The organism is Parafannyhessea umbonata (assembly GCF_900105025.1).
GTDB classification, from domain to species: Bacteria; Actinomycetota; Coriobacteriia; order Coriobacteriales; family Atopobiaceae; genus Parafannyhessea; species Parafannyhessea umbonata.
This window is the reverse complement of sequence record NZ_LT629759.1, coordinates 2,301,954-2,326,837: the sequence shown is the minus strand read 5'-3', so window position 1 is coordinate 2,326,837 and position 24,884 is coordinate 2,301,954. Positions and strand designations below refer to the sequence as shown.

Below are 24,884 nucleotides of genomic sequence, written 5' to 3'. Positions count from 1 at the left end.
TGCGAATACTGCTCAATTCCCGATGCGTACGGTGGTCAGGTCCCCGTGCGACATCCGCGCAGTTCCTATTGAAAATCAACAACGGGCGACGACGCGCTGCTGTGCGCGCTCGACAGGGTGTTCGACAAGGCCTCCGTCTTCATGATGCGCGGCCCGAGCTACCGCGGGCGCGAGCTGGACACCTACTCCGTCGAGGCCGTCCCGCAGGCCACCAAGGTGAGGGGCATGCAGCCCAGGGGAGTGTAGCGAGAGCATAAGTTAGGAAACCGGTTGCCGGCGCATTGGCCAAAGTCGGCTGACTGGGATTGGCGATTATCGCCTGACTGGATGGGGTCAAATTAGCCCGACGCTAACACAGAAAACGTCGCCAAGGTAGTCGGTCTTGACCTTGAGCTTCTTATTAGACTTGTTCTCTTCGAGACCGAGTTGGTAGTAGGGCGTGAATCTGGACAACTCGAGAACCAGCAGGTCAATCCAAGAGCTGTCTTCGACGTCGTTGGAGATCTCTTCCATTAAATCAAACGCTTGCCTGCCGCTGCGGATGAAGAATTCGTCTCTGGCCACATCCGGGGATTCGCAGACGCTGGCCTCCCATTCATCCTTCCATTTTGATTTCGTCAGCGCCAGATCCGCCTTCTTCATGTTCAGGATGTCAAAGGCCACCATCATCGACTGGAGAGACCATTACATGCCATGCTCGGCGCACAAAGTTGGGGCCTTCCCAGACGGGAAGGCCCCTTTGCTGATTATCTTAGCGCTTCATTTCAATGAAGCTGCACCAATGGTATCCGTGCTTATTTATAGTTGTTGCGCTTTCTGAACGTGAAGAGCGCCCCAGCACCAGCCGTAAGTACAACACCGCAGATGCCCATCAGGTACAGGGCGGCGCTATCGCCGGTGTGAGGGAGATTGGATGCAGACTTATCGGAGTCGACCCCGACGATGGTCAGCTTGGCATCGTCGATGTTCACGATGAACTGGTCGGTCACATCGTTGCCCTCGGCATCGGTCACGACCGCCTGACCGCTTTTCGTTACAGGGTACTCGCCTGCATCGGTGCCCGTTGCAGAAGCCTCAACGCCGGAAACGTAGAAGGTCTGACCATTGATCTGGAACTCCAGGGTCTCGAAACCGGATACGGACTTCTCGGTGCCGTCGTAGGCCTCTGACTTGGAATTGGGAGTGAGGGTGATCTGGTACTTCTCGCTACGGTCGGTAACGGTCAGGGTTCCGTACGTCTTGTTGATCTGATAGTTATCCAGATTGGTTCCCTCGTTGGGGATGCATACGAATGTATTCTCAGAGGAGCCGACGATCTTCTGCGAGCCGGTGAAAGAATAGGTGGCACCTTGGCCATCGACCCAACCAGTGCCCCAGGCAGCCTCCCCAACGGTGACCTCGTGATTGGTCAGCGGCTCGCCGTCGTACTCCTTGGAACCACTCGCGGAGGTCAGGGTGACCGGACGCTTTTCGACCCTCAAGACACCATACCTCGTGATAATAAGATCATAGTGTTTCTTGAAGTATTCCTCACTACCTGAAGGCAACACTACTTCAAACGTATTTTCCGATTCGCCAGCATCTGTCCGAGAGGCCTGATTGTATTGAACTCTGTCTTCGTCAATAGGAGCCCAACCGTCCCCATCGACACTAATTCCTCCGGTAAGAGGCCTGCCGTCATAGGTCTTAAAGGCGCTCCCGGAAGACAAATTTACGGTACGCTTTGTAATCTCGATATCGATTGTTTCTGAGGGCTCAGTACCTCCAGAAACCTCCAAAGTCACGTGTCCGAGTTCAGTTCCCGTTACAGAAACGGTACTGCGATCTGGATAAAGATTATCAAGATACGAGATTTTGATAGCTCCACCGTCCACAGTGGACCACTTCCAAATATAGTTAGACCTTGATGTTCCATTGGTATATTGCGCAGTCATGTAGTACTTAATCTGATTTGGGCCACTGATTGCAGAGGACGAACGCCCTTTACCCCCATTCTCCTGCTCGTCATTAGACCCGTTTTCCGTGCTGAGCAGAAGGGGGGTGTCCTGGGATTCCGCCCCGCCCTCATCAGCGAAAGCTGCAACGGGTAGAAAAGATGCTGCCAGCACTGCCGCCAGCATCACCCTCGCAAATCTTTTCGCAAGCGATTGGGAGAGAACTGCAGTTGCGACCTCTCCCCATTTGGAGAATTTGGAATCCATGAAGCTCATGTCTGCTCCAATCGCATCGAATTGAACCAACGTAAAACGCAACACGACGTACAGTGTGTTGCTGCGTTTTTTCGATTTGGTAAAGAATAACCGAATCTTTGTTGGCTATGCGTCGTTTGAATGTAATTACCTCTCTAATAAATCATATTTGTTACTTTTCTGCACCACCAAACCAGATTATGCCTCCTTCGAATTAGGCACCCACCCCATCAAGACCGCGAAGCATCCCCGTCCAGAGCAAGCCCGAGCCGAGCAAGGGACATGCTCGAAAATAATTCTCTGTTAACATGAAATGCAATGTTGCAATAGGGAACGCACGCTTGAATTGGAGGATACGATGAAGATACAGGTTAAAGAGACCTTGGCCAGGCGCCGGACGGTTTTCGTCCTCACGCTCGCAGCCATCGTCGGCGTTTGCGCTTTCACCTTCTCCGGCACCCAGAATTACGCCTGGGCTGAAGGCGAGGGACCCATTGCCACTTGGAATGAAGTCAAAGCGCCGGGATATGGCGTCGTTAAAGCAAATGAAAAGAACCTTTCGCTTGAAATAAAAATAGATAGCTCGAACGATCACCTGGAGGCTCATTTCACGAATAACGACGGAGATACAATTCACCCATCTGTCCTTGAGTTGACAACGGAAGATGGATCAGTATTAACCGCCTATTTTGGTGAAGATATTCTTCCCACCAATCAAGCAGCATCTTCCATTGAAGGCTCGAAACCCACTACCCGATTCACTAAAGCAGAGCTTTACGAAACCGTCACCGTGACCTTCAATATGAACAGCCACGGAACCCAGATCATCAACCCCATTACGGTCAAGAAGGGGACGTCCGTCACCCTGCCCCAGCCCACAGACCCGAATTATGACTTCGGCGGCTGGTTCACCGATGAGAGCCTCACCACCTCGTTCAACGGCACCGCCGCTACGAACATGACCGTCTACGCCAAATGGACCGAAAAGGAAAAGGTCACCGTTTCCTTCGAATCCGAATTCGGGACCGCACCTGAGGCCAAAACCGTGAACAAGGGCGAGATCGTCGAACTCCCCAATCTAGGCACTGACGGCGACTACACATTCGTTGGCTGGATCATGAAGGGCTCCGAAGGCACCGATCCCTTTATCGGCGAATACACCGCTAAAGAAAACATCACCTTCACGGCTGTCTGGGAAGCTCCCTCCACTCCCATCATCGAAATGGTCGATGTCACCTTCGACATGAACGGCCACGGCGACAGTGTGACCAAGCAGACCGAGAAGGGCAAGCCCATCACCCTTATCGATGATCCTGCCGCCGAAGGCTACACCTTCAAGGGCTGGACCTACGACAAGGAAGGCAAGCAGGCCTTCGACGCCAAGAAGAACGCAGACCAGGACACCACCCTGTACGCCCAGTGGAAGAAGAATGCCGACTCCGCTCCCACCAACTCAACAATCCCCCGGACCGGTGACAACCAGATGGCACTCCTGGCATCCCTCTGCTTCAGTGCAGCAGCCCTGATCGCAGTCGGCATCGCGTTAACCGCGTATCGCAAATGCAAGCACGTATAAAGCATACGTGACGTTACCGTTCTAATTCTCGATCTAAACAGAGGGGAGTCCCGCGGGACTCCCCTTCCCATTCGCGTACCTAATTACGCTGTTCCTACTAAAATTGGGAATTCTATTCCCAATTTTCTCCTATTCCCACTCGATGGTAGCTGGTGGCTTGGGCGTGACGTCGTACACCACGCGGTTCACGCCGTCGACCTCGTCGACGATGCGGCTGGAAATCTGACCGATCACGTCGTAGGGCAGCTTCGCCCAGTCCGCGGTCATGGCGTCGGACGACTCGACGGCGCGCACGATGACCGGGCGCTGGTACGTGCGCTCGTCTCCCATGACGCCGACGCTCTTGATGTCGGGCAGAACCGCAAAGTACTGCCAGCAGCTGTGCTCGCTGTTGCGCTCGCCGGTCTCCTGGAACAGGCGCTCGTTATAGGCGTCCAGCTCTTCTCGCACGATGGCGTCCGCGTTCTTGAGGATGGCGAGCTTCTCGGGCGTGACCTCGCCGATGATGCGGATGGCGAGGCCGGGGCCGGGGAACGGCTGACGGTAGACCATCTTGGCGGGAAGGCCCAGGCTGACGCCGAGCTCGCGGACCTCGTCCTTGAAGAAGTGATCGAGCGGCTCGATGAGGTCGAAGTGCACGCCCTCGGGGAACGGAATCAGGTTGTGGTGGCTCTTGATCGTGGAGGCCTTGCCGCCGGTCTTGCGAGCGCCGGACTCGATGATGTCTGGGTATATGGTGCCCTGGGCCAGGTACTTGACCCCATCGAGCTTTTGCGCGACGGAGAAGAACTCCTTCCAGAACTGCGTGCCGATGCGACGGCGCTTCTGCTCCGGGTCCGTCACGCCGGCCAGCAGCTTGGCGTAGCGCTCCTCGGCGTGCACGTGGACGAGGGGCACGTTGAACTGCTTGCGGAAGACCTCCTCCACCATCTCGGGCTCACCCTTGCGAAGCATGCCGTGGTTCACGAACACGCAGGTGAGCTGGTCGCCGATGGCGCGGTGCACGAGCGCGGCCACGACGGAGGAGTCGACGCCGCCCGAGAGCGCAAGGATCACCTTGCTGTCACCCACCTGCTGGCGGATTGCCTCGACCTTCTCGTCGATGATGTTGTCCATGGTCCAGCTGGGCTCGAGGCCGCAGACGCCAAACAGGAAGTTCTCCAGGATCGACTTGCCGTAGGCGGTGTGGCGCACCTCAGGATGGAACTGCGTCGCATAGAGGTTGCGGCTGGCGTCCTCCATGGAGGCGACGGGACAAACGTCGGTGGTCGACGTGACGGTGAAGCCCTCCGGCACGCGCGCCACGGCGTCGCGATGGCTCATCCACACGGTCTGGGTGTCCGGCGTGCCGTCCAGGATCCGGCTTGTGCCCTGGCGCGTGATGGTGGCGGGGCCATACTCGCCCTTCTCGGTGTGGCCGACCTCGCCGCCGAGCTTGACGGACATGATCTGCTGCCCGTAGCAGAAGCCGAGGACCGGAATGCCGAGGGAGAAGATCTTCTTGTCCATGTCGGGGGCGTCGTCCGCGTACACGGAGGCCGGACCGCCCGAAAGGATGATGGCGGAGGGTGCCATGCGGGAAATCTCCTCCGCGGAGATGTCGCACGGCACGATTTCCGAATAGACGTGAAGGTCGCGCACGCGACGCGCGATGAGCTGGCCGTACTGGGCGCCGAAGTCGAAGACTGCGACAAACTGCTGGGGCCTTGAAGTCTGCATTGATTCCTCCGCGAAGTGTCTTGCTGAACCAATCAATCATGCCACTACTGCGCGCGCCGTGCTCGCGCGACAGCGCGTGCGCGCGAGAAGAACAGACATCTGGTCGTGGCGTCGCCGCCGCGGCGCTCGCAGGCGGGACGGCGATGCCGGTAGAGCTTTGTGTACTTCATAAGGTGGCATGTTCTCGCAGGTAATATTAGTTGGTTGTACGCATCCCCTGGCGCAGCTCTGACGGAAGGACACGACGTGGCGCGCAAGAACATGGGTGACGAGGACCTCATTCGCGACGCGCGCGGGCTCTCCCGCGGCTGCTCGCGTGCCCACTACGCACAGGCTCGCAGCCACCGTCGAACGCGCCGCATCGTGAAGGTGGCACTCGCGTGCATGCTTGCGCTCGTCGTGGCAGCTGCCGGCCTTGGCGCGGCCTACCTGGGCAACATCAACTCCCGCCTGCGCAAGAACATCGACAGCTCGCTTCTGGGCACGCTCTCCAAGAGGGAGGCGGGCAAGCCGTTCTACATGCTGCTGCTTGGCGTGGACAGGGACGAGGCCCGCGCGAAGGGCAGCGAGTACGGCTCGAGCGAGGGGGCATACCGCTCCGACTCCATCATGCTGGTCCGCATCGACCCGCAGAAGAAGAAGGCCACGCTCGTCTCCATCCCGCGCGACCTCAGGGTCGACATGGGCGAGTACGGCACGCAGAAGATCAACGCCGCGTACGCCCTTGGCGGGCCGACGCTCGCCGTGAAGACGGTGCAGAAGCTTTCGGGCATCAAGATCTCGCACTACGCCGAGGTCGACATGGACGGCATGGAGAAGGTCGTGGACGCCGTGGGCGGCGTGACCGTGAACCTTGGCGTCGCCGTGAAGGACCCGAAGTACACCAAGCTTGACCTGCCCGCAGGCAAGGTGAAGCTCAACGGCAAGAAGGCGGCCCTTCTCTGCCGCGCGCGCCACGCGTACGACAGCTACGGCGCAGGCGATTTCTATCGCGCCGCGAACCAGCGCGCCGTCATCGCGGCCGTCGCGAAGAAGGTGCTCTCGAGCGACGTGGCGACCATGACGAAGACCGTGACGGCCATGGCGGACATGGTCCACACCGACATGAGCGCGACGGACATCGTGTCGCTGGCGAGCGACATGCGCGGCATGGACACGAACAAGGACATCATGACCGGCATGGCGCCCACGGAAAGCAGCTACGTCGACGGCGGCTGGTACGAGATCCTTCGCGACTCCGCGTGGGAGAAGATGATGGCGCGCGTCGAGAAGGGCAAGAGCCCGTACTCCAGCTCTGACGAGGACCCCACGAGCGGCATCTCTGCGGCAAGCGGGTCCGCGAAGAAGTCGAGCGCGGAAGACGACGCTTCGAGCTCGGAGGAGGACGCGAGCGACGTAGAGCCTGCCTACGAGGGCAGCGTGCGCGTGCTGAATGGCTCGGGCATCTCCGGCCTGGCCAGTCAGAGCGCGAGCAGCCTTGCGAACGCCGGCTTCGATGCGGTCGCCGGCAACGCGGCCGAGACCACACGTGAGACGAAGGTCATCTACAACGGGGACGACGCGCTCGCGAAGGCAAAGGGCGTCATAGAGACGCTCGGGCTTGATGTTGCGCCGATTGCAAACGACGGAAGCTACGTGAACACGCAGGACGTTATCGTTATCCTTGGAAGTGACCAGGGCTAACGCGATACACGGCGGATCCTGACCAGGAGGCCGCGCGCAAGGAGGAACCTTGGGTAAGCACAGCGCAACAGCACCGCAGCAGGCGGGCGCGAGCGAGGGCGACGCCAGGCCGCAGATTCAGGCCCCGCTGCCAGACGTCCCAAGGGGACACCACGCAGGCACGCGGACGCACCATGGCGCCTCGGTGGCAGCGGGTGCGGCGCCGCAAGGCGTTGGCAACCCGAGCGCGCCACGCTATTCTCGCGCAAAGGGCGCCGAGGAGTACATCGAGAAACGCCAGCGACGGGGCCGTCACCACGTACTGCGCGCAGCGCTGGTGACGCTGGTGGCGCTGGTGGTTGCGGGAGGCGCAGCCGTCGCGGCGTACCTGTACCACATCAACACCGCCATCACCGCTGGCGTGGACGACAAGCTGCGCGACACCCTTGTGGAGACGAAGGACCCCGGTGACCCGTTCTACATGCTGCTCCTTGGCATCGACAAGGACGAGGAGCGTGCGGAGAGCAAGGACTACGGCAAGGACTACAGCGCGTACCGCACGGACACCATCATCCTGGCCCGCGTTGACCCGCGCGACGGGAAGGTCGCGCTGATCTCGATTCCGCGCGACACCCTGGTGGACCTGGGGTCGAACGGCAAGCAGAAGATCAACGCCGCCTACTCGTTTGGTGGCGCCGCGTATGCGACGAAGGTCGTGAGCGAGTTCGCGGGCGTGGACATCTCACATTACGCCGAGATCGACATGGACGGCTTCGCGAAGGTGGTCGACGCCATTGGCGGCGTGACCGTAGACCTGCCCGTGGAGGTGAAGGACCCGAAGTACACCGGCCTTGACCTGCCCGCGGGAAAGCAGAAGCTTGACGGAAGGACGGCAGCGCTGCTTGGCCGCGCGCGCCACGCGTACGACAGCTACGGCGGAGGCGATTTCTATCGCGCCGCGAACCAGCGCATGCTCATTGGCGCGGTCATCACGAAGGTGATGAAGGGCGGCGCCTCGACCATCGTGCCCACGGTGACGACGCTTTCGGGCTACGTAACTACCGACATGGACGTGACTTCGATCGCGTCGCTCGCCTCGAGCTTCAAGGGCATAGACGTCGAGAAGGACGTGTACTCCGGCCAGTGTCCCACCATCAGCGAGTACGTCAACAACACGTGGTACGAGGTCTGCGACACGGCTGCGTGGAAGAAGATCATGGAACGCGTGGACAAGGGCCTGCCGCCGTACGAGGACGCGTCGCAGGACTTTACCGCAGGCGTCGCGGGCTCCGTGGGCGTGAGCACCTCGACCGGCGACGACGCCTCCTCCAGCGGCGCCGGCGGAAACGGCGCGGCGCAGGTTACTCCGGAGTATACGGGCACCGTGCTCGTGCTGAACGGCACCTCGACCGCCGGCGTCGCCGGCAACGGCGCATCCACGCTCACGAGCGCCGGCTTCACGGCAACGACGAACGATGCACCGTCGCTGCAGGCGAAGACGACGGTCTACTACAACGGCGACGCCCAGGCGAAGGCGGCAGGCGTCGCGAAGACGCTGGGGCTTTCCGCCGCACCCGTGCAGAACGACGGCTCGTGGGACACGTCGTCTGACGTCGTGGTGGTGTTTGGCGCCGACTGGATCGACGGATCCGCCAAGTCTGCCAACACGGCTGACGCAACGGGCGCGGGCACCACGGTATCTGCCGGCAGCAACGCCGCCACCGGCACGAACTAGGAGTTTCCGCCCGGGGGTTCCGCAGGTTGCGGCGCCCAGGGAACCAAGACGAGAAGAACGCCCCCTTCCGGACTGATGGAAAGCCGGAAGGGGGTGTTCTTCTCGCCCGCGCGCAGGCGTTGCGCGACGGACGGCGTCTGCGTTGGTTCGCGCTACACGTTGAAGCGGAAGACCATGACGTCGCCGTCCTGCACGACGTAGTCCTTGCCCTCCATGCGCATGCGGCCGGCCTCCTTCGCACCCTGCTCGCCACCGAGGCTGACGTAGTCGTCGTAGCTGATGGTTTCGGCCTTGATGAAGCCCTTCTCGAAGTCCGAGTGGATGACGCCGGCGGCCTCCGGTGCCTTCGCGCCGATGCGGACGGTCCAGGCGCGGACCTCCTTCGGGCCGGCCGTGAAGAAGCTCTGCAGGCCAAGCAGGTGGTACGCCGCCTGAGCGAGGGTCTCGAGCCCGGAATGCTCAAGCCCCATGGACTCCAGGTACTCCGCGGCCTCCTCCGCGTCGAGATCCGCGAGCTCCGCCTCGACCTCTGCGCAGATGGGGATGGCTTTCTGGCCCTGGATGGTGAGGTCGTCGTGCAGCTGGTCCTCGTCGCAGTTCGCGACGTACAGGATCGGCTTCATGGTCAGAAGGAACAGGTCGTGCGCGGCGGCACGCTCGTCGTCGGTGAGGTCGAGGGTCGCGGCGCGGTTGCCCTGGTTGAGCCAGTCCTGGAGGCGCTTCGCGACGTCCAGGCGCGGCTTCATCTCCTTGTCGCGCTTCGCCTCCTTCTCGAGCTTGGGGATGGAGCGCTCGAGCGAGCCCAGGTCCGCGAGGATGAGCTCGGTCTGGATGGTGTCCACGTCGGCCGCGGGGTCCACGAACTCGCCGGTGCGGCCGGTCTCGCGCATGACGTTGGGGTCCTTGAAGAAGCGGACGACCTCGCAGATGGCATCGCAGTTGCGGATGTTCGCCAGAAACTGGTTGCCGAGGCCCTCGCCCTCGTTCGCGCCCTTGACCAGGCCTGCGATGTCGACGAACTCGACGGAGGCCGGCACGATCTTCGCAGGATGCACCATCTCGGCGAGCTTGTTCAGGCGCTCGTCGGGAACGTCCACGATGCCCACGTTAGGGTCGATCGTGGCAAAGGGGTAGTTGGCCGAGAGCCCGCCCTTGCGGGTCAGCGCGGTGAACAGGGTCGACTTGCCCACGTTGGGTAGGCCTACGATACCGATTGAAAGTGACACGTCCTCATCTCCGTCTGGTAGAAACTTGCGGGAGCCTGCTTAGGCTATTCGTCGGCAAGGCGCTCGAGTCCGTCGAGCACCCTGTTGAGCTGCTTCTTGCCCTCGGCCTTCGTCTTCTCGATCCGGGCCTTCTGCTTGGCTGCGGCGCGCTTGCGGCGCTCGGCCTCCTCGTCGCGAACCACGAGGTCCTTCTTGTCGCAATCCACCATCGCGAGCGCCCCCTCGGGACACGCCTTCGCACAGGCGCCGCAGTTGACGCAGTATGCCGGCTCTACCGAGAAGTGCCCGCGCCCGTCCAGGTCGCACGCGTGCAGCGTGCACGTCGTGACGCAGTCGCCACAGGCGGTGCACAGCTCCGGATCGCACTTCGGGATCTTCAGGTCGAAGCCCTCCGCGAGCGAGTTGTCCTTCTGGATGGTCGTGAGCATGAGCTTGCGGTTCTGCGTGAGGATGCGACGACGCTTCTCCGTCGTCTTCGCGCCGACCGCGCGCTCGAGGGAGTTCTGGAGCTCCGTCATCTGCTGGGAGTGCCTGCGCACCTTCTCGGCGATGGCGGCGGCCCCCGACATCGCGGGGTTCGTGGTGGCAAGCGCCGCGGTACCGGCCTTCACCATGGTCGACATGAACTGGCTGCGCTTATAGGCGCGCGTCTGCTCGTGGGTGAGGTCCTTCTCGTCCACCTCGAGACCCATGGCCCCGTGGCTCAGCTCCTCCCCCGCCGCGATCTCGTTCGCATACGTCTCCTCGCCCGTGACGTTGCGGCACTTGTCGCAGATGCCCAGGGGCAGGTAGATGCTCAGGTTGTTGTATTCCCTCAGCAGGGCGAACCACGTCTCGCGGGATACGGCGCCCACGCACGGCAGCAGGATCTCGTTGTCCTTGGGCTTGCGCCCCAAGGCGCGCGTACAGGTGATGTAGCACTGCTCGTACTCGCTCGCCGCCTTGGAGATCCTGTCGTACAGGCTCTTCGGAGTGACCTTGTACGCGACGAAGACCTCCGTGGGACACACGACGCTGCACAGGCCGCACTTGCGGCAGTTGTCGGCGATCCTGACGGCGTTCTTCGTGATGGTGACGGCATCCACGGGGCAGACATCCAGGCACCGGTGGCAGTCATCCGCGCCCTCCGATGCGACGCGCGTGCAGAACAGGGAGTTCGCGCGCGGGCGCTCCTTGTAGTCCGAGGGGTCATAGAAGTTCTCGTTATCGGGGTCGACGGCAAGGGAGCCGGCCAGCCCGCCCAACGGATTCTTGACGGCCTTCCAGTCGCTCTGGATGTCGATGAGGTCGTCGATTACGTCGCGCTTCTGGGCCATGTCTCCCCTTTCGTATTGCCGAACTGCAATTGTACCGCTTAACGGGCATACGCGAGCCGCAATGGTCGAGTAGACCGGCGCGCATACAAAAAGAGGTCCCGGACCCCGCGGGGATGCCGCGAAGATCCGGGACCGAACGATATCGCCCTAGCGATTGGCCTTAGTACATGCCGCCGCCCTGGCCGCCCTGTGCGGCAGCCGCGGAGATGGCCTCCTCGATGGTGGTGTCCTTCGGCTCGTCGGAGACGGTCGCCTCGGTGATGAGGATCAGGGATGCGACGGACGCGGCGTTCTGGAGCGTGGTGCGGGTGACCTTGACGGGGTCGAGGACGCCCATCTCGATCATGTTGCCCCACTCGCCGTTTGCGGAGTTCAGGCCCTCGCCCTCGGGCAGGGTCTTGATCTTCTCGACCACGACGGAGCCCTCGAAGCCGGCGTTCTGCGCGATGGTCTTGACCGGGGCGGTCAGGGCCTTGCGGATGATGTCGACGCCGATCTGCTCGTCTGCGTCAGCGGCCTCGACGCCGTCCAGCGCCTTGGCGGCCTCCAGGAACGCAACGCCGCCACCAGCGACGATGCCCTCCTCGACGGCGGCGCGGGTTGCCTGCAGGGCGTCCTCGATGCGGTGCTTGATCTCCTTCAGCTCGACCTCGGTAGCCGCGCCGACCTTGATGACGGCGACGCCGCCGGACAGCTTGGCCATGCGCTCCTGCAGCTTCTCCTTGTCGAAGTCGGAGTCGGTGTGCTCGATCTCGCCCTTGATCTGGGAGATGCGGTCCTCGATGGCCTCCTTGGAGCCGGCGCCGTCGACGATCGTCGTGTTGTCCTTGGTGATCTTGACGGACTTCGCACGGCCGAGCATCTCGGCGGTGACGTCGGTCAGCTCGACGCCGAGCTCCTTCATGGCGACCTGGCCGCCGGTCAGGATGGCGATGTCCTCGAGCATGCGCTTACGACGGTCGCCGTAGCCGGGGGCCTTCACGGCGGCGACGTTCAGCGTGCCACGGAGCTTGTTGAGGATCAGGGTAGCCAGGGCCTCGCCGTCGACGTCCTCGGCGATGATGAGCAGCGGGGAGCCGCTCTTCTGGATGGCCTCGAGCACGGGCAGGATGTCCTGGATGTTGCTGATCTTCTGGTCAGTCATCAGGATGTAGGGGTTCTGCAGCTCGGCGGTCATCGTGTCGTTGTTCGTGGCGAAGTACGGGGAGATGTAGCCCTTGTCGAACTGCATGCCCTCGACGGTGTCGATGTCGATGCCGAAGGTCTGGGAGTCCTCGACGGTGATGACGCCGTCCTTGCCCACGACCTCCATGGCCTCGGAGATCTTCTGGCCGATGGCGGGGTCGCCAGCGGAGATGGTGCCGACGGACGCGATCTGCTCGGAGGTGGAGACGTCGGCGGACATCTTCTTCATCTCGGCGACGGCGGCGTCGACGGCCTTGTCGATGCCACGACGGATCGCGATGGGGTTCGCGCCTGCGGCGACGTTGCGGAGGCCCTCGTTCACGATGACCTGGGCAAGCAGGGTAGCGGTGGTGGTGCCGTCACCGACGGTGTCGTTCGTCTTGGTGGCGACCTCCTTCACGAGCTGGGCGCCCATGTTCTCGATCGGGTCCTTCAGCTCGATCTCCTTTGCGACGGACACGCCGTCGTTCGTAATGGTGGGGGCGCCGTAGGAGCGCTGGAGCGCCACGTAGCGGCCCTTGGGGCCAAGCGTGGTGGTGACGGCGTCAGCAAGGGTGTTCACGCCCTTGGCGAGCTTGGCACGTGCGTCGGTGCCGAAAACAATGTCCTTAGCCATTCTTATCCTCCGATGTCACTCGTTTGTGAGATGTCCCGTGAAGCCGACCGGCTACTCGGTAATGATCGCGTAGATGTCGTCGGCACGAAGCAGGAGGAAGTCCTCCCCGTCGACCTTGACCTCGTTGCCGCCGAACTTGCCGTAGTAGACCTGGTCGCCGACCTTGACGTCCGGGACGATGCGCTCGCCCTTGTCGTTGAGCTTGCCGGCGCCGACGGCAACGACCTCGCCGCGCTGCGGCTTCTCCTGCGCACCAGAGGAGATGTAGAGACCGGAAGCGGTCTTCTCCTCCTTGGGAGCGGGCTTAACAAGAACGCGGTCACCAAGCGGCTTAAGAGTCATGGTCAAAACCTCCCGTTTTCGTGCGTACCTGCACGTCTCTTGGTATCTGAAGGGGCTTGCGCCCCCTCTCGCCTATCTGACGTTCTGAATTCTACCCAGAACCCAACCCTTATACAACAAAAGAGAAAAAATCTTACAGGCGGCACTTAGATTTTCTCGCATGGGTCAACGCATGTGCATGTTTCCACCCGCATACGCACGCGGCCTGGCACAAAGCCAGGCCGCCATGCGTCTTCGCTCATAAATATGGTGCAGGCGGCGGGGCGCTACGCCAGCTTGTCCAGCTCGGCAAGCCACAGCGTGGAGCACGCGTCCGACGGCATGCGCAAATCGCCGCGCGGGGACACGGCGGCAGAGCCGACCTTCGGGCCGTCCGGCAGGCAGCTGCGCTTGAACTGCTGTGAGAAGAACCGCCGGTAGAACGTGCGCAGCCACGCGAGGATCGTCTCGTCGTCGTAGGAGTCGCCCAGCGCGTAGCGCGCGAGGCGGTACACCTTGCGCGGCGGGAAGCCGCGGCGCAGCACCTGGTACAGGAAGAAGTCGTGCAGCTCGTACGGGCCCACGAGGTCCTCGGTGCGCTGCGCGATGGTGCCGTCCTCCTCCGCGGGCAGAAGCTCCGGCGAGACCGGCGTGTCCAGCACGTCGAGCAGAACCTCCGAGAGCGCATCGGACTCCGTGGTATCGGCAACATAGCGCACGAGGTGCCGCACGAGCGTCTTCGGGACTGACGCGTTCACGCCGTACATGCTCATGTGGTCCGCGTTGTACGTGGCCCAGCCCAGCGCGAGCTCCGACAGGTCGCCCGTGCCCACCACGAGACCGCCCACCTGGTTAGCGACGTCCATCAGTATCTGCGTGCGCTCGCGGGCCTGTGCGTTCTCGTACGTGACGGAGTGGTCCCTCTCGTCGTGCCCTATGTCCGCGAAGTGCTGGCGCACGGCCTTCGTGATGCTCACCTCGCGAAGCGTGGCGCCCAGGGCATCGGCCAGGACCTCGGAGTTGCCGTGCGTGCGCTCCGTCGTGCCGAAGCCCGGCATGGTGACGGCGACGATGCCCGCGTGGTCCATGCCCAGGACGTCGAAGGCGCGCGCCGTCACGAGCAGCGCGAGCGTGGAGTCGAGCCCGCCGGAGACGCCGATGACCGCCGCCTTGGAGCGCGTGTGCGCCATGCGCTTTGCGAGGCCATACGACTGGATGGAGAGCACGTCCTCGCAGCGCGCGCTGCGCTGCGTCGCGTCTGACGGCACGAACGGATGCGGGTCCACCCAGCGTGTAAGATCGGTCGGCTCCGCCTCGAGCGAGAAGGGCGTGACCACGTAGCCGGCGGCCTCGCCGGTAGGCGCGGTCACGAACGTGCTCAGGCGACGGCGCTCCGCCGCGAGCATGTCGACGTCGACCTCGCTCGTGGCGCGCGCCTCTCGAAACGGCCTGCCCTCCGCAAGGACACTGCCGTTTTCCGCCACGATGTCGTGCGCGGAGAACACCAGGTCCTGCGTGGACTCGCCCCAGCCCGCGCTGCAGTACACGTAGCCCGCCACAAGACGCGCGGACTGGCCCGAGACGAGGCTTTTGCGGTACGCCGCCTTGCCGACGATCGCGTTTGACGCGGACAGGTTGCACAGCACGGTCGCACCGGCAAGGGCGTGCGCGATGGACGGCGGCTCGGGCACCCACAGGTCCTCGCACACCTCCGCCGCGACCACGAGGTTCCTCACGCTGTCGCACGCGAACAGCTGGCGCGCGCCAAACGGCACGTCCCGCTGCCCGGCGAAGTCCACGCGCGTCACGTCCAGCGGGCCGGCGCAGAAGTGCCGCGCCTCGTAGAACTCGTTGTAGTTGGGGATGTGGCGCTTTGGCACGATGCCAAGGACGCGGCCGCGGCTGAGCACGACGGCGCAGTTGTACAGCTTGCCGCCCGCCCGCACGGGGGCGCCCACCAGCACGAGGGCGTCCACGCGCGACGTTGCCCGGGCCACGTCCGCCACGCCCTTCTCGGCGGCGTCCAGAAGCGCGTCCTGCCAGAACAGGTCCTCGCAGGTGTAGCCCGTGAGCGCGAGCTCGGGAAGGACTATGACGCGGGCGCCGTCGAGCGAGAAGGACTCGCGCACCTCTTGCACCACGGCCTTGACGTTGAAGTCGACATCGGCCACGCGGACCTGTGGGGTCCTGGCCGCGACCTTTACGAATCCGTCCTGCATGAAGTCCCCTTTCGCGAGCGCTCGTGGCGCGGGCGCCGTCCGCGCATGCCGTCACAGACAGCATATGCCAACTTGCGGGGCTATGCCTCCCACACCGGCGCGCCGCCGACGTAGGTGGCAACGGTCGCCACGTCCTGGATGCGCTCCGGGTCCGCGGTGACGAGGTTCGTGTCAAGCACCACAAAGTCCGCGAGCTTGCCGGCGGCGAGCGTGCCGAGCTCGTGCTCGCGCCCGACGAGGCGCGCGCTGCCGCGGGTGTACGCGTCGATGGCGCGCGGCATGGAGATGCGCTCCTGGGGGAGCCAGCCGCCGGCCGGCTGGTTGGTCTGCGGCACCTCGCGCGTGACGGCGCAGCTGAGCACCTGCATCGCGCTGTCCGGCACGCACGGCGAGTCCGTGCCGAACGCCATGGTGACGCCCGCGCGGGCGTAGCTTGCAAACGGCCACATGAACGCCGCGCGCTTGGGTCCAAGGTCGCGCTCCGGCTGCGTCACGTCTATCACCACGTGCTGCGGCTGGACGGACGCGACGAGGTCGATCCTGGCCATGGCCTCCACGTCCGCGGGGGTGAGGTTCTCGATGTGCTCTATCGCGTTCATGCCGTGGCGCGGGCGGCCGTAGGCGCGACGCGCCTCCGCGAAGATGTCGATTGCGGTGCTGACTGCCCTGTCGCCTATGGTGTGGATTCGCGTGGCGATGCCGCGGCGCGCGGCCTCCATCACGTAGGAGCGCATGACCTCCGCATCGACGGTGGGCCTTCCGCAGTCGCCCGGGAAGTACGGGTTCGCGTACGGCTCGTGCAGCCACGCCGTGTGAGCGCTCGATATGCCGTCGAAGAACTGCTTCGTGCCCGGGACCTGCACCATCTTGCCCCTGAACTCCGCCTGCAGGCTCTCGACGCGCTCGAACGTTCCGACGTTCTGCGGGTACAGGTGCACGCGCATGGGGATCTGCCCCGCGCCCAGAAGCTCGCGGTAGATGTCGTCGTACACGAAGTCCGTGCCCGGGATGGCGCAGAGCGCCATGTCGCACACGCTCGTGATGCCCTGAGAGAGGCTCATGCGGAAGTAGTCGCGGTATGCGTCGAGCACGCCCTGCCTGGGCAGGCTCGCGAACACCTTCGACACGTAGTACATGCCGGCGGCCTCGTGGATGACGCCGGTGAGGTGGCCGTCCGCGTCGCGGTCGAAGAAGCCGCCGGCCGGCGGGACGGTGTCGTCCGTGATGCCGAGCTCCGAGAGGCCGCGCGTGTTCACCCACAGCGTGTGGAGGTCGCCCTCGTACATGCAGACCGGCCGGTCCGGGAACGCCTCGTCGAGCGAGGCGCGCGTCGGAGGCACGGGTGGGTCCCAGAGCGCGGAGCGAAAGCCCTGGCCAAGGAGCCACCCGTCGCCGGGATGCCGCGCCGCGAACTCCCGCAGCCTGCGGACGCAGTCCTTCTCGCTTGTGCCCGCGTACGAGAGCGCAAGGTCGCTCCGGAAGAGCGACGTGTGGAACACGTGCTGGTGCGCGTCGTGGAAGCCGGGACATATGAACGCGTCGCCGAAGTCGCGCACGGGCGTGCCTTCCGGCACGACGTGGGCAAGGTGCTCCGGAGAGGCGACCGCGCGGATGGTGTCACCCTCGATCACGAGGGCGGCGCGGACGTCCGGGCTCCCCTGCCCCAGGAAGACGTGGTTTGACATGACGACGCTCAGAGAACCCATGGACCCTTGACCTCCTACTTGTTGTGCGAATGCGGCGCGGTGGTGCGCGGCGGGGCCGCCACGCGCGACGGCGCGCCTACAGCAGCTCCTGCTGGATGAGGCGCACGAAGAACCTGATGCCCTGCATGTACGCGCGACGCGTGATGCGCTCGTTCGTGCCGTGCACGCCGCGGTCCACCTCGTCCGCGTCCGCGACGAAGGGCGAGAAGCGCAGGCAGCCGTCGCAGACGCACTCGTACATGCTCGCGTCCGTCGCGCCGGTCTGAAGCGACGGCACGAGCGGCAGCGGCGAGCCGTCGCCAGGCTCCACGAAGTAGCGAGACGCCGCCTCCCTGAGCGCGGCGAAGCCGGCGCCGTCTGCGCGCGACGTGTTGGACGGGTCGTTGCACACGTCCGCCACGAGCTCCACCTCGACGCCGAGGCCGTCCACGAGCTCGCGGACGCGCTCCTCCACCTGCGCCACCGTCGTGCCGGGCAGGATGCGGAAGTTTATGGTGGCGCTCATGTCCTGCGGCATGACGTTCGACTGTCGGGACGACCCCTCGATCATGGTGGGCGCGACCGTGGTGGTGACGAGCGGGAACAGCTGCGGGTCCCGGCGGAAGGCGTCCGCGATCTCTTGCGCGTTCGCGTCGATGGACGCGCGCCCGCCCGCGACGAGCCGTGCGAGCGGGCCCTCCGTCACATACGGAGCGATCGCGGCGAGCATCGTGCGGTCGACCTCGATGAGCTCCGCCGGCCAGGGGCTGCTCGCCACACGGTCGATCGCCTTCGCAAGGCGTGCGAGCGACGTGCCGCCATAGGGGTTGGACGAGTGCCCGCCCGCGCTCCTGGCGACGAGGCGGACGTCGGCGTAGCCCTTCTCGGCAAGCCCCACCGTCATGCAGTGACGCCCGGGCGCGCCAAGGTGCGCAAGGTCCGTCACGAGGTAGTCGCCCTCGTCCACCACGAAGTGCAGGCGCACGCCGCGCCTTGCGAGAAGCCCTCCCATGGAGCGGGCACCGGACTGGAGGGTCTCCTCGTCCTGGCCCAGGCACAGCATGAGCGTGCGGCGGAACTCCCACCCGTGGCGCAGGGCGTACTCCACGGCCTCGAGCACACCCATGACCTGGTCCTTCATGTCAAGGGCGCCACGACCCCACACGTAGGCGTCGTCCATGTGGCCGCTGAAGGCGCCGTGCTCCCAGTCGCCCTCCGTCCCGGGGACGACGGGCACGACGTCCATGTGGCCCATGAACATGACGGGGTCGAGGGAGGCGTCCTGCCCATGGAGCGTGAGCATGAGCGAATGGTCGATCTTCTCGACCTCCGCCGCCTCGAACACGTACGGGAACGACCTGCGGAAGAACTCGCCCAGCGCGTCGAAGGCGGCCCAGTCCGTCGCGTCGTGCGTGGGGCCGTCGACCGTCGCGATGGAGAGCGCCTGCGCAAGGCGCGAGCACGCGGCGGCCTCGTTCAGGTCCGCGTAGTCGCCCTCGTGCGAGAAGAACTGCCATACGGACGCCATGCGCTATGCCTCCCGCACCTCGGCCGGCTTGTCCTCCAGGTAGCGCGAGAGGAACTCGCGGGTGCGCGGCATGCGCGGGTTCGTGAAGATCTGCTGCGGGTCGCCCTGCTCCGCGATGACGCCCCGGTCCATGAAGACGACCTTGTCCGAGACGTTCTTCGCGAACTCCATCTCGTGCGTGACGACGACCATGGTCATGCCCTCCCTCGCGAGATCGCGCATGACGGAGAGGACCTCGCCCACGATCTCTGGGTCGAGGGCGGAGGTGGGCTCGTCGAACAGCATGAGGTCCGGCCTCATGCACAGGGCGCGCGCGATGGCGACGCGCTGCTTCTGGCCACCGGAGAGCGACGTGACCGGGGACTTCGCAAACTCCGCGAGGCCGACCTCCGTAAGGTGGCGCATGGCCTCGGCCTCGGCGTCGGCCTTGCCCATCTTCTTCAGCGTGACGGGCGCAAGCGTGCAGTTCTGGAGCACGTTGAGATTGTTGAACAGGTTGAATCCCTGGAAGACCATGCCGATCTTCTCGCGCAGCCTGTTGACGTCCACGTGCTCTGCCGCGAGGTCCTGGCCGTGGAACCACACGTGGCCGGAATCCGGCGTCTCGAGCAGGTTTATGCAGCGCAGGAGCGTGGACTTGCCGGAGCCGGACGCCCCGATGATGGTGACGACCTCGCCCGGCATGACGTCGAAGTCGATGTTCTTGAGGACGACGTGATCGCCGAAGCTCTTGCGCAGGCCCTCGATTCTGATGACGGGCTCGGTGCCCGCGGTGTTGCTTGCTGCCATGGCCTACATGCCTCCCCTGTGCTGGGTCTGTCCGGACTCGATTTCGGTCTTGATGGTCTGGCTCGCACTGCCGGCGACGCCCGTGGTGACCTTGACCTCAGACGACGACAGCGCCGGCCCCATGGCGGGGGCGTCCAGGCGGACGGCGAGCATGGAGAGGAGCTTGGACGCGATCATGGTGAGGATGAGGTAGCACACGGCCGCCGCGACGTAGGTCTCGAGCTGGCGATAGTAGATGCCGGCGACGGTCGTGGTGGCGAACATGAGGTCGAACACGCCGATGACCGAGAGGACCGAGGAGTCCTTGATGTTGATGACGAGCTCGTTGGAGAGCGCCGGGATGGAGTTCTTGATGCCCTGCGGGAAGACGACCTTGCTCATGGCCTGCCACTGCGAGAGGCCCAGCGAGCGCGCCGCCTCCGTCTGGCCGGGGTCGACGGCCTCAATGCCGCCGCGCAGGACCTCCATCATGTACGCGGTGGAGTTCAGCGAGATGGTGACGAGGCCGGCGACGAACGTGGACCAGACGGCGCGGATCTCGTTCGTGCTCATGCCGGAGCCGGACAGCACCGCGAACCCGGCGAAGTAGATGATGAGCGACTGCACCATCATGGGCGTGCCGCGGACCACGGCCGAGTACACCTTGGCAAATCCGCAGCCCACGACCTTGAGGAAGCGCACGAAGTCGTTGTCCGGGCGGTCGACCCGCTGCAGGCGCAGGAACACCAGCAGCAGCGCGAGGAAGAACGCGATGACGGTGCCGAACACCGCAAGCTCGATGGTGGTGGCGATGCCGCGCGCGAAGATGCCGCGCCCCTTGTACACCATGTACACCATGGCGCTGAGGAAGTCCTTGGGGTTGGAGTTGGACGCGACGGCGCCCTGCACCACGGACACGAAGCCCATGACCGCGCGGTCGACGAAGAGCACGGCCGAGAAGAGCCAGACCACGTAGGAGCACCTACGCTCGGCACGGCGTGCCGCCGGCTTAGCGAACGGCGACGTCTGGGCGTAGTCGCGCCACTTCGCGAGCTTCGTCACGAGCGCGACCGCCGACACGATAACCCACGCGAGCAGCACGTAGTACATGACGACCTCGAGCGCGTACACGGGCGCCAGGAAGCTGAGCGACGAGCGCGGCTGCATCGAGAGCCACATGCCGAGCACGGCGACGACGCTCGTCCCCAGAAGGACGTAGCGGTGGTCTTTTAGCAGGAAGCTGCCAAGACGGCCCCTGCCCTTCTCCTTTGGGGTGCCTTCCGCACCTTGGGCTGTGCTCATGGGCACGACCTCCTTGCGACTAATGCATGATGCGCGCCCCTCCGCCGCGCCGGTGCGGGCGGGAGAGCACGCTCTTCTCTACCTAGATACGCGATGGGCGCGATGCGCCGCGGCCTACGACGGCTGGCGCTCGACGGCCGCGTCGAACATCTTGGTGCGGGTGTCCTGGTCGACGGCCGCAATCGCCTTGTTGATCTTCGCGAGGACCTTCTTCTGGCCCTTGGCAAGACCGACGTTGGCCGGGACGGTCTCCTTGAAGCCCTTGCCCTTCTCGAACTGGATGGCGACGAGGTCGGGGTTGGCGCGCAGGAAGCCGTTGGTGTTCTCGGTGTTGTAGGTGATGGCGTCGCAGGTGCCCTGGTCGAGCTGGGACAGCTGGTTGGGCACGGAGTCGACCGGCGTGAGATGGTTGACGCTCGGGATCTCGTCGATGACGGTGTCGAGCATGGTGTCCTTCTGGCCGAGGACCGCGGCGCCCGAGAAGTCCTCCAAGGACTTTGCGCTGGCGTACTTGGAGCCCTTCTTCACGAGGAGGCCGAAGCCGCCCACGAAGTACGGCTTGGAGAAGTCGATGGACTGCTTGCGCTCCTTCGTGGCGGACATGCCGGCGATGATCACATCGATCTGACCGTTGTTGAGCGCGTCGATCAGGCCGGAGAAGCTCATCTTGACGGCAACGGGCTCCATGTCGAGCGCCTTGCCGACGATCTTTGCGAACTGGACGTCGTAGCCGTCAGCGTACGCGCCGTCCACGTTCTCGATGGGGATGGTGTACTCGGACTCCTGCGTGGTCTGCCAGTTGTACGGGGCGTACGCGGCCTCCATGCCGACACGCAGGGTCTTGCCGTCGCCGAGGACGCCGGTGTCGGACTTAGAGGAGGAAGAGGAGGACTTGTCGGAGGTGCCCTGTGCGGCGGGGCCACACGCGGTGAGGAAGGTGAGGCCGGCGGCGGTGATGGCCGTCATGCCGGAGACCTTCAGGAAGCCACGGCGGGAAAGCTGCCTTGCGGCGTCGCGTCCCGACGCGTTCGTTTGCGGATTGATTTGCTCGAAATCGTGCTTCTGGGTCATGGTGTTCCTCGATTCCCTTGGCAAGCTGTGAAAAGACCCCTTCCGCGCGACGCAACCGGAGGGGACCCATTCCCCTCCCCCTTGCAACTTAATGCGAGAAAGTTACGCGCACACTGCAACCATACGCCGTTTGCCGGCACAGCGCCACCCTTCGGGCCAGCGGTAACAACAGCGTAACCGGCCGGCCCGCAAAACGTCGCAGGCCGGCCGGTCATAAATTACTTTTGCGTTTTCCTTGCGCCGGGAGGCGTCGGCGAGAAGTGCGTGAAGGAAGGGTCGCTACGCCTTGTTGGGCCACGGGCCGCTTACCACGGGCTTCTCGTCCGAGGACCAGCAGCCGAGCTTTGCGTTGGGGTTAGCGTCGAGCGAGAGGTCCGCGAACTTGCCGGCACGATAGTTCCTGAGCGCCGCCACGGCGATCATGGCGCCGTTGTCGCCGCAGACCACCATGGGCGGCACGGTGACGCGCACGCCCCGGCGGCCGAACTTCTTGCGGTACTCCGCGCGGAGCTGCGGGTTCGCCGCGACGCCGCCGCCGACGCAGAAGTCGGACACGCCCGTCTCGTCCACGGCGGCAATCGCCTTCGACACCTGGACGTCGATGACGGCCGCCTCGAACGACGCGGCGAGGTCTGGCAGGTTGATGGGGCGACCGGCCTTGTTCTCGCCCTCGATGTACGTGATGACCGCCGTCTTGAGGCCGGAGAGGCTGAAGCGGTAGTCGTGGCTGTGCATCATGGCGCGCGGGAAGTGGATGGCCTTCTTGTTGCCCTTCGCCGCGAGCTTGGAGATGACCGGCCCTCCCGGGTAGCCAAGGCCAAGCGCCTTTGCCACCTTGTCGAACGCCTCGCCGACGGCGTCATCGATCGTGGCGCCGAGGACCTGGTAGTCGCCCCAGTCGCGCACGTGGACGAGCATGGTGTTGCCGCCCGACACGAGGCTTGCCACGAAAGGCGGCGTGAGGTCTGGGGTCTCGAACAGGTTTGCGAGCAGGTGGCCCTCCAGGTGGTTCACGGCCGTGAGCGGAAGGCCCGTCGCGGCGCAGAGGCCCTTCGCGAACGCGACGCCCACGACGAGGGCGCCCACGAGGCCGGGACCCGCCGTGACGCCGACGCAGGACAGGTCTGCCGGCGTGAGCGTGTCGCAGCCAAAGTGACGTCCCGCCTGGGCCATGACCTCCTCGAACACGCCGACGATCGCCTCGACGTGCTTGCGGGACGCGATTTCCGGCACGACGCCGCCGAAGCGCGCGTGGAAGTCGATGGACGTCGCGACCACGTTTGCGCAGATCTCGCCATGCGAGTCGATGACGGCCATCGCCGTCTCGTCGCACGAGGACTCGATCGAGAGCACGAGGTCGCCCGCGGAAGCGAGGCGCTCGCGGACCGTGGCGTCGCGCTCCCCCACCTGGATGGGCCACGGCCTAATGGAGGCCGACGGCTCCACGTGGTCGAGCGTGTGCTCCGCGTCCGCCGCAAGCGGCAACGCCACCTTGAGGATGAGGGCGTCGTGCCCCTCGCCGTAGTACGCGCGGCGGCGCCCGGCCTCCTCGAAGCCAAGCGAGGCGTATGCGGCCCGCGCGGGTGCGTTCTTCTCGTCCACCTCGAGCGATGCCGTGGCGGCGTTCAGCACGTGCGCGTCGTAGCAGATGCGCGACACGAGCCTGGACGCGATGCCCTGGCGACGCCTGTCGCGCGCGACGACGACGTCAGTCACCTCGAAGTCGTCGCCCGCGAGCTGGCCACCCGCGAAGCCGATGATGGTGCCGAGGTCGTGCGCGACCCACCAGCTGCGGCCGGGCTGCGAGAGCTCGTCGTAGAACATGCGCTCGCTCCACGGCGTGTGGGCAGCGCCCGCGTAGGAATCGCTCTCGAGCGCCGCGACGGCCGGCAGGTCGTTCACGGACATGGGACGTAGCTGGAGGTGCCTGTCTGCCAGCGCGTCGTCCACGCCGGTGACCTCGACGCTCGCGGGCGCCTTCAGTCCCAGTCGCTTGCGCTCGTTCTCCTCCGCGTCCGAGAGGCGCGTGTAGATGGGCAGCACCAGCGCCGGGTCGCCGCCGCTGCCGCGCGCGGGTGACGCCGCCCAGGCGCGCGCAAGGCCCTGCGCCGTGGGATGCCACAGAGACTCGTCCAGCACGCGCGTGAGGCCGGCCGCCTCGAAGCGGTCGCGGTACTTCTTCAGCCCGTCGCCCGTGAGCGCGAGCTCGGCCACGTCCGTGCGGGCCGCGAGCTCGCGGACTGCTTCGTCCGCCTTGACGACGCGCTCCGCGTCGAACGTCCGGTGCGCGCCCGCATCGTCCAGCAGGTACACGCCGGGGTAGACCTCGCCGCGCATCGCGTCGCCCACCACGGCCACAAGCCCGCGCTCGCCGGCGGACCACGCGCCCCACGCCACGGCGTCCAGGGTCGACGCGCCGTACAGGGCGCTTCCCAGGCCGCACGCGAGGCCCTTTGCCGTCGCGATGCCTATGCGCACGCCCGTGAACGAGCCGGGGCCCCTGCCCACGAGCACGGCGTCCACGTCGCCCATCGCAAGCCCCGCCTGGGACAGGCAGTCCAGCGCCGTGTTCACGAGCTGCTCGTTTGCGTGGCGACGGCACAGGTGGTCGCCCGAGGCGAGCACGTCCACGCCACGGGCTCCGTCCGCCTGCGCCCCTATGCGCGCGACGGCGCAGGCGAGCATGTCGGTGGAGGTGTCGACGGCAAGGACCGTGAGAGGTCCTCCGTCGGTGACGTCGCTGGTGACGCTGTCTGTCTGCATGTG

Annotated in this window: 18 protein-coding genes; 4 read left to right on the top strand and 14 right to left on the bottom strand. The window is 64.7% G+C overall.

Going from position 1 to position 24,884, the window contains the following annotated elements:
- Positions 1–117 precede the first annotated feature (117 nt).
- Positions 118–246, top strand: coding sequence for a hypothetical protein (locus BLT96_RS10915; RefSeq protein WP_272867357.1), 129 nt, complete (start codon positions 118–120; stop codon positions 244–246).
- Positions 247–333: 87 nt separating this feature from the next.
- Here the strand turns inward: BLT96_RS10915 and BLT96_RS10365 are convergent, their stop codons facing one another.
- Positions 334–642 carry a hypothetical protein gene (locus BLT96_RS10365; RefSeq protein WP_157692215.1) on the bottom strand — a complete coding sequence of 103 codons (309 nt, stop codon included), beginning with the start codon at positions 640–642 and terminating at the stop codon, positions 334–336.
- A 152-nt stretch (positions 643–794) separates the two neighbouring features.
- Positions 795–2,210, bottom strand: a complete 1,416-nt coding sequence (locus BLT96_RS10360; protein WP_090864029.1) for an LPXTG cell wall anchor domain-containing protein — start codon at positions 2,208–2,210, stop codon at positions 795–797.
- Positions 2,211–2,547: 337 nt separating this feature from the next.
- Here BLT96_RS10360 and BLT96_RS10355 point away from each other — a divergent pair, with 337 nt between their 5' ends.
- Positions 2,548–3,765, top strand: coding sequence for an InlB B-repeat-containing protein (locus BLT96_RS10355; protein WP_172825009.1), 1,218 nt, complete (start codon positions 2,548–2,550; stop codon positions 3,763–3,765).
- A 129-nt stretch (positions 3,766–3,894) separates the two neighbouring features.
- Here BLT96_RS10355 and guaA read toward each other — a convergent pair whose 3' ends face one another.
- On the bottom strand, positions 3,895–5,484 hold the full coding sequence (gene guaA, locus BLT96_RS10350; protein ID WP_090864023.1) for a glutamine-hydrolyzing GMP synthase: 1,590 nt from the start codon (positions 5,482–5,484) through the stop codon (positions 3,895–3,897).
- A 246-nt stretch (positions 5,485–5,730) separates the two neighbouring features.
- On the opposite strand from guaA, the gene BLT96_RS10345 reads away from it, so the two are divergent.
- Positions 5,731–7,167, top strand: a complete 1,437-nt coding sequence (locus BLT96_RS10345; protein WP_090864021.1) for an LCP family protein — start codon at positions 5,731–5,733, stop codon at positions 7,165–7,167.
- A 49-nt stretch (positions 7,168–7,216) separates the two neighbouring features.
- Positions 7,217–8,881: an LCP family protein gene (locus BLT96_RS10340; protein ID WP_245719276.1), complete on the top strand. Its 1,665-nt coding sequence runs from the start codon at positions 7,217–7,219 to the stop codon at positions 8,879–8,881.
- Between the two features lie 152 nt (positions 8,882–9,033).
- Here the strand turns inward: BLT96_RS10340 and ychF are convergent, their stop codons facing one another.
- The 11 genes from ychF to tsaD all read right to left on the bottom strand — a co-directional run bounded on the left by ychF (position 9,034) and on the right by tsaD (position 24,881).
- Complete coding sequence (gene ychF / locus BLT96_RS10335; RefSeq protein WP_090846797.1) at positions 9,034–10,107, bottom strand: redox-regulated ATPase YchF; 1,074 nt, start codon at positions 10,105–10,107, stop codon at positions 9,034–9,036.
- Between the two features lie 44 nt (positions 10,108–10,151).
- The gene (locus BLT96_RS10330; RefSeq protein WP_090864019.1) at positions 10,152–11,423 is read right to left on the bottom strand and encodes a 4Fe-4S binding protein; all 1,272 of its coding nucleotides are present in this window, start codon (positions 11,421–11,423) and stop codon (positions 10,152–10,154) included.
- Positions 11,424–11,583: 160 nt separating this feature from the next.
- The gene (gene groL / locus BLT96_RS10325) at positions 11,584–13,224 is read right to left on the bottom strand and encodes a chaperonin GroEL (protein ID WP_090846801.1); all 1,641 of its coding nucleotides are present in this window, start codon (positions 13,222–13,224) and stop codon (positions 11,584–11,586) included.
- 51 nt (positions 13,225–13,275) lie between these two features.
- Entirely contained in the window at positions 13,276–13,566 is a 291-nt protein-coding gene (locus tag BLT96_RS10320) for a co-chaperone GroES (RefSeq protein WP_090846803.1), read from the bottom strand.
- A 266-nt stretch (positions 13,567–13,832) separates the two neighbouring features.
- Positions 13,833–15,764: an NAD(+) synthase gene (locus BLT96_RS10315; protein WP_090864017.1), complete on the bottom strand. Its 1,932-nt coding sequence runs from the start codon at positions 15,762–15,764 to the stop codon at positions 13,833–13,835.
- A gap of 80 nt (positions 15,765–15,844) precedes the next feature.
- On the bottom strand, positions 15,845–17,470 hold the full coding sequence (locus BLT96_RS10310) for an amidohydrolase (RefSeq protein ID WP_090864015.1): 1,626 nt from the start codon (positions 17,468–17,470) through the stop codon (positions 15,845–15,847).
- A gap of 76 nt (positions 17,471–17,546) precedes the next feature.
- The gene (locus tag BLT96_RS10305; RefSeq protein WP_090864013.1) at positions 17,547–18,977 is read right to left on the bottom strand and encodes a M20/M25/M40 family metallo-hydrolase; all 1,431 of its coding nucleotides are present in this window, start codon (positions 18,975–18,977) and stop codon (positions 17,547–17,549) included.
- Positions 18,978–18,980: 3 nt separating this feature from the next.
- Complete coding sequence (locus BLT96_RS10300) at positions 18,981–19,766, bottom strand: amino acid ABC transporter ATP-binding protein (RefSeq protein WP_090846812.1); 786 nt, start codon at positions 19,764–19,766, stop codon at positions 18,981–18,983.
- Between the two features lie 3 nt (positions 19,767–19,769).
- On the bottom strand, positions 19,770–21,047 hold the full coding sequence (locus BLT96_RS10295) for an amino acid ABC transporter permease (protein ID WP_090846813.1): 1,278 nt from the start codon (positions 21,045–21,047) through the stop codon (positions 19,770–19,772).
- 114 nt (positions 21,048–21,161) lie between these two features.
- Positions 21,162–22,118, bottom strand: a complete 957-nt coding sequence (locus tag BLT96_RS10290) for a transporter substrate-binding domain-containing protein (RefSeq protein ID WP_090864011.1) — start codon at positions 22,116–22,118, stop codon at positions 21,162–21,164.
- A gap of 279 nt (positions 22,119–22,397) precedes the next feature.
- Entirely contained in the window at positions 22,398–24,881 is a 2,484-nt protein-coding gene (gene tsaD / locus BLT96_RS10285; RefSeq protein WP_090864009.1) for a tRNA (adenosine(37)-N6)-threonylcarbamoyltransferase complex transferase subunit TsaD, read from the bottom strand.
- Between the last annotated feature and the right edge of the window lie 3 nt (positions 24,882–24,884).

Bases quoted from the DNA above. Each gene is read 5' to 3' on its own strand.
- BLT96_RS10355 (WP_172825009.1), top strand. From the start codon at position 2,548: ATGAAGATACAGGTTAAAGAGACCTTGGCCAGGCGCCGGACGGTTTTC.
- BLT96_RS10300 (WP_090846812.1), bottom strand. From the start codon at position 19,766: ATGGCAGCAAGCAACACCGCGGGCACCGAGCCCGTCATCAGAATCGAG.
- groL (WP_090846801.1), bottom strand. From the start codon at position 13,224: ATGGCTAAGGACATTGTTTTCGGCACCGACGCACGTGCCAAGCTCGCC.
- BLT96_RS10330 (WP_090864019.1), bottom strand. From the start codon at position 11,423: ATGGCCCAGAAGCGCGACGTAATCGACGACCTCATCGACATCCAGAGC.
- tsaD (WP_090864009.1), bottom strand. From the start codon at position 24,881: ATGCAGACAGACAGCGTCACCAGCGACGTCACCGACGGAGGACCTCTC.
- BLT96_RS10315 (WP_090864017.1), bottom strand. From the start codon at position 15,764: ATGCAGGACGGATTCGTAAAGGTCGCGGCCAGGACCCCACAGGTCCGC.
- BLT96_RS10365 (WP_157692215.1), bottom strand. From the start codon at position 642: ATGAAGAAGGCGGATCTGGCGCTGACGAAATCAAAATGGAAGGATGAA.
- BLT96_RS10360 (WP_090864029.1), bottom strand. From the start codon at position 2,210: ATGAGCTTCATGGATTCCAAATTCTCCAAATGGGGAGAGGTCGCAACT.
- BLT96_RS10290 (WP_090864011.1), bottom strand. From the start codon at position 22,118: ATGACCCAGAAGCACGATTTCGAGCAAATCAATCCGCAAACGAACGCG.
- BLT96_RS10295 (WP_090846813.1), bottom strand. From the start codon at position 21,047: ATGAGCACAGCCCAAGGTGCGGAAGGCACCCCAAAGGAGAAGGGCAGG.
- BLT96_RS10305 (WP_090864013.1), bottom strand. From the start codon at position 18,977: ATGGCGTCCGTATGGCAGTTCTTCTCGCACGAGGGCGACTACGCGGAC.
- BLT96_RS10310 (WP_090864015.1), bottom strand. From the start codon at position 17,470: ATGGGTTCTCTGAGCGTCGTCATGTCAAACCACGTCTTCCTGGGGCAG.
- BLT96_RS10320 (WP_090846803.1), bottom strand. From the start codon at position 13,566: ATGACTCTTAAGCCGCTTGGTGACCGCGTTCTTGTTAAGCCCGCTCCC.
- guaA (WP_090864023.1), bottom strand. From the start codon at position 5,484: ATGCAGACTTCAAGGCCCCAGCAGTTTGTCGCAGTCTTCGACTTCGGC.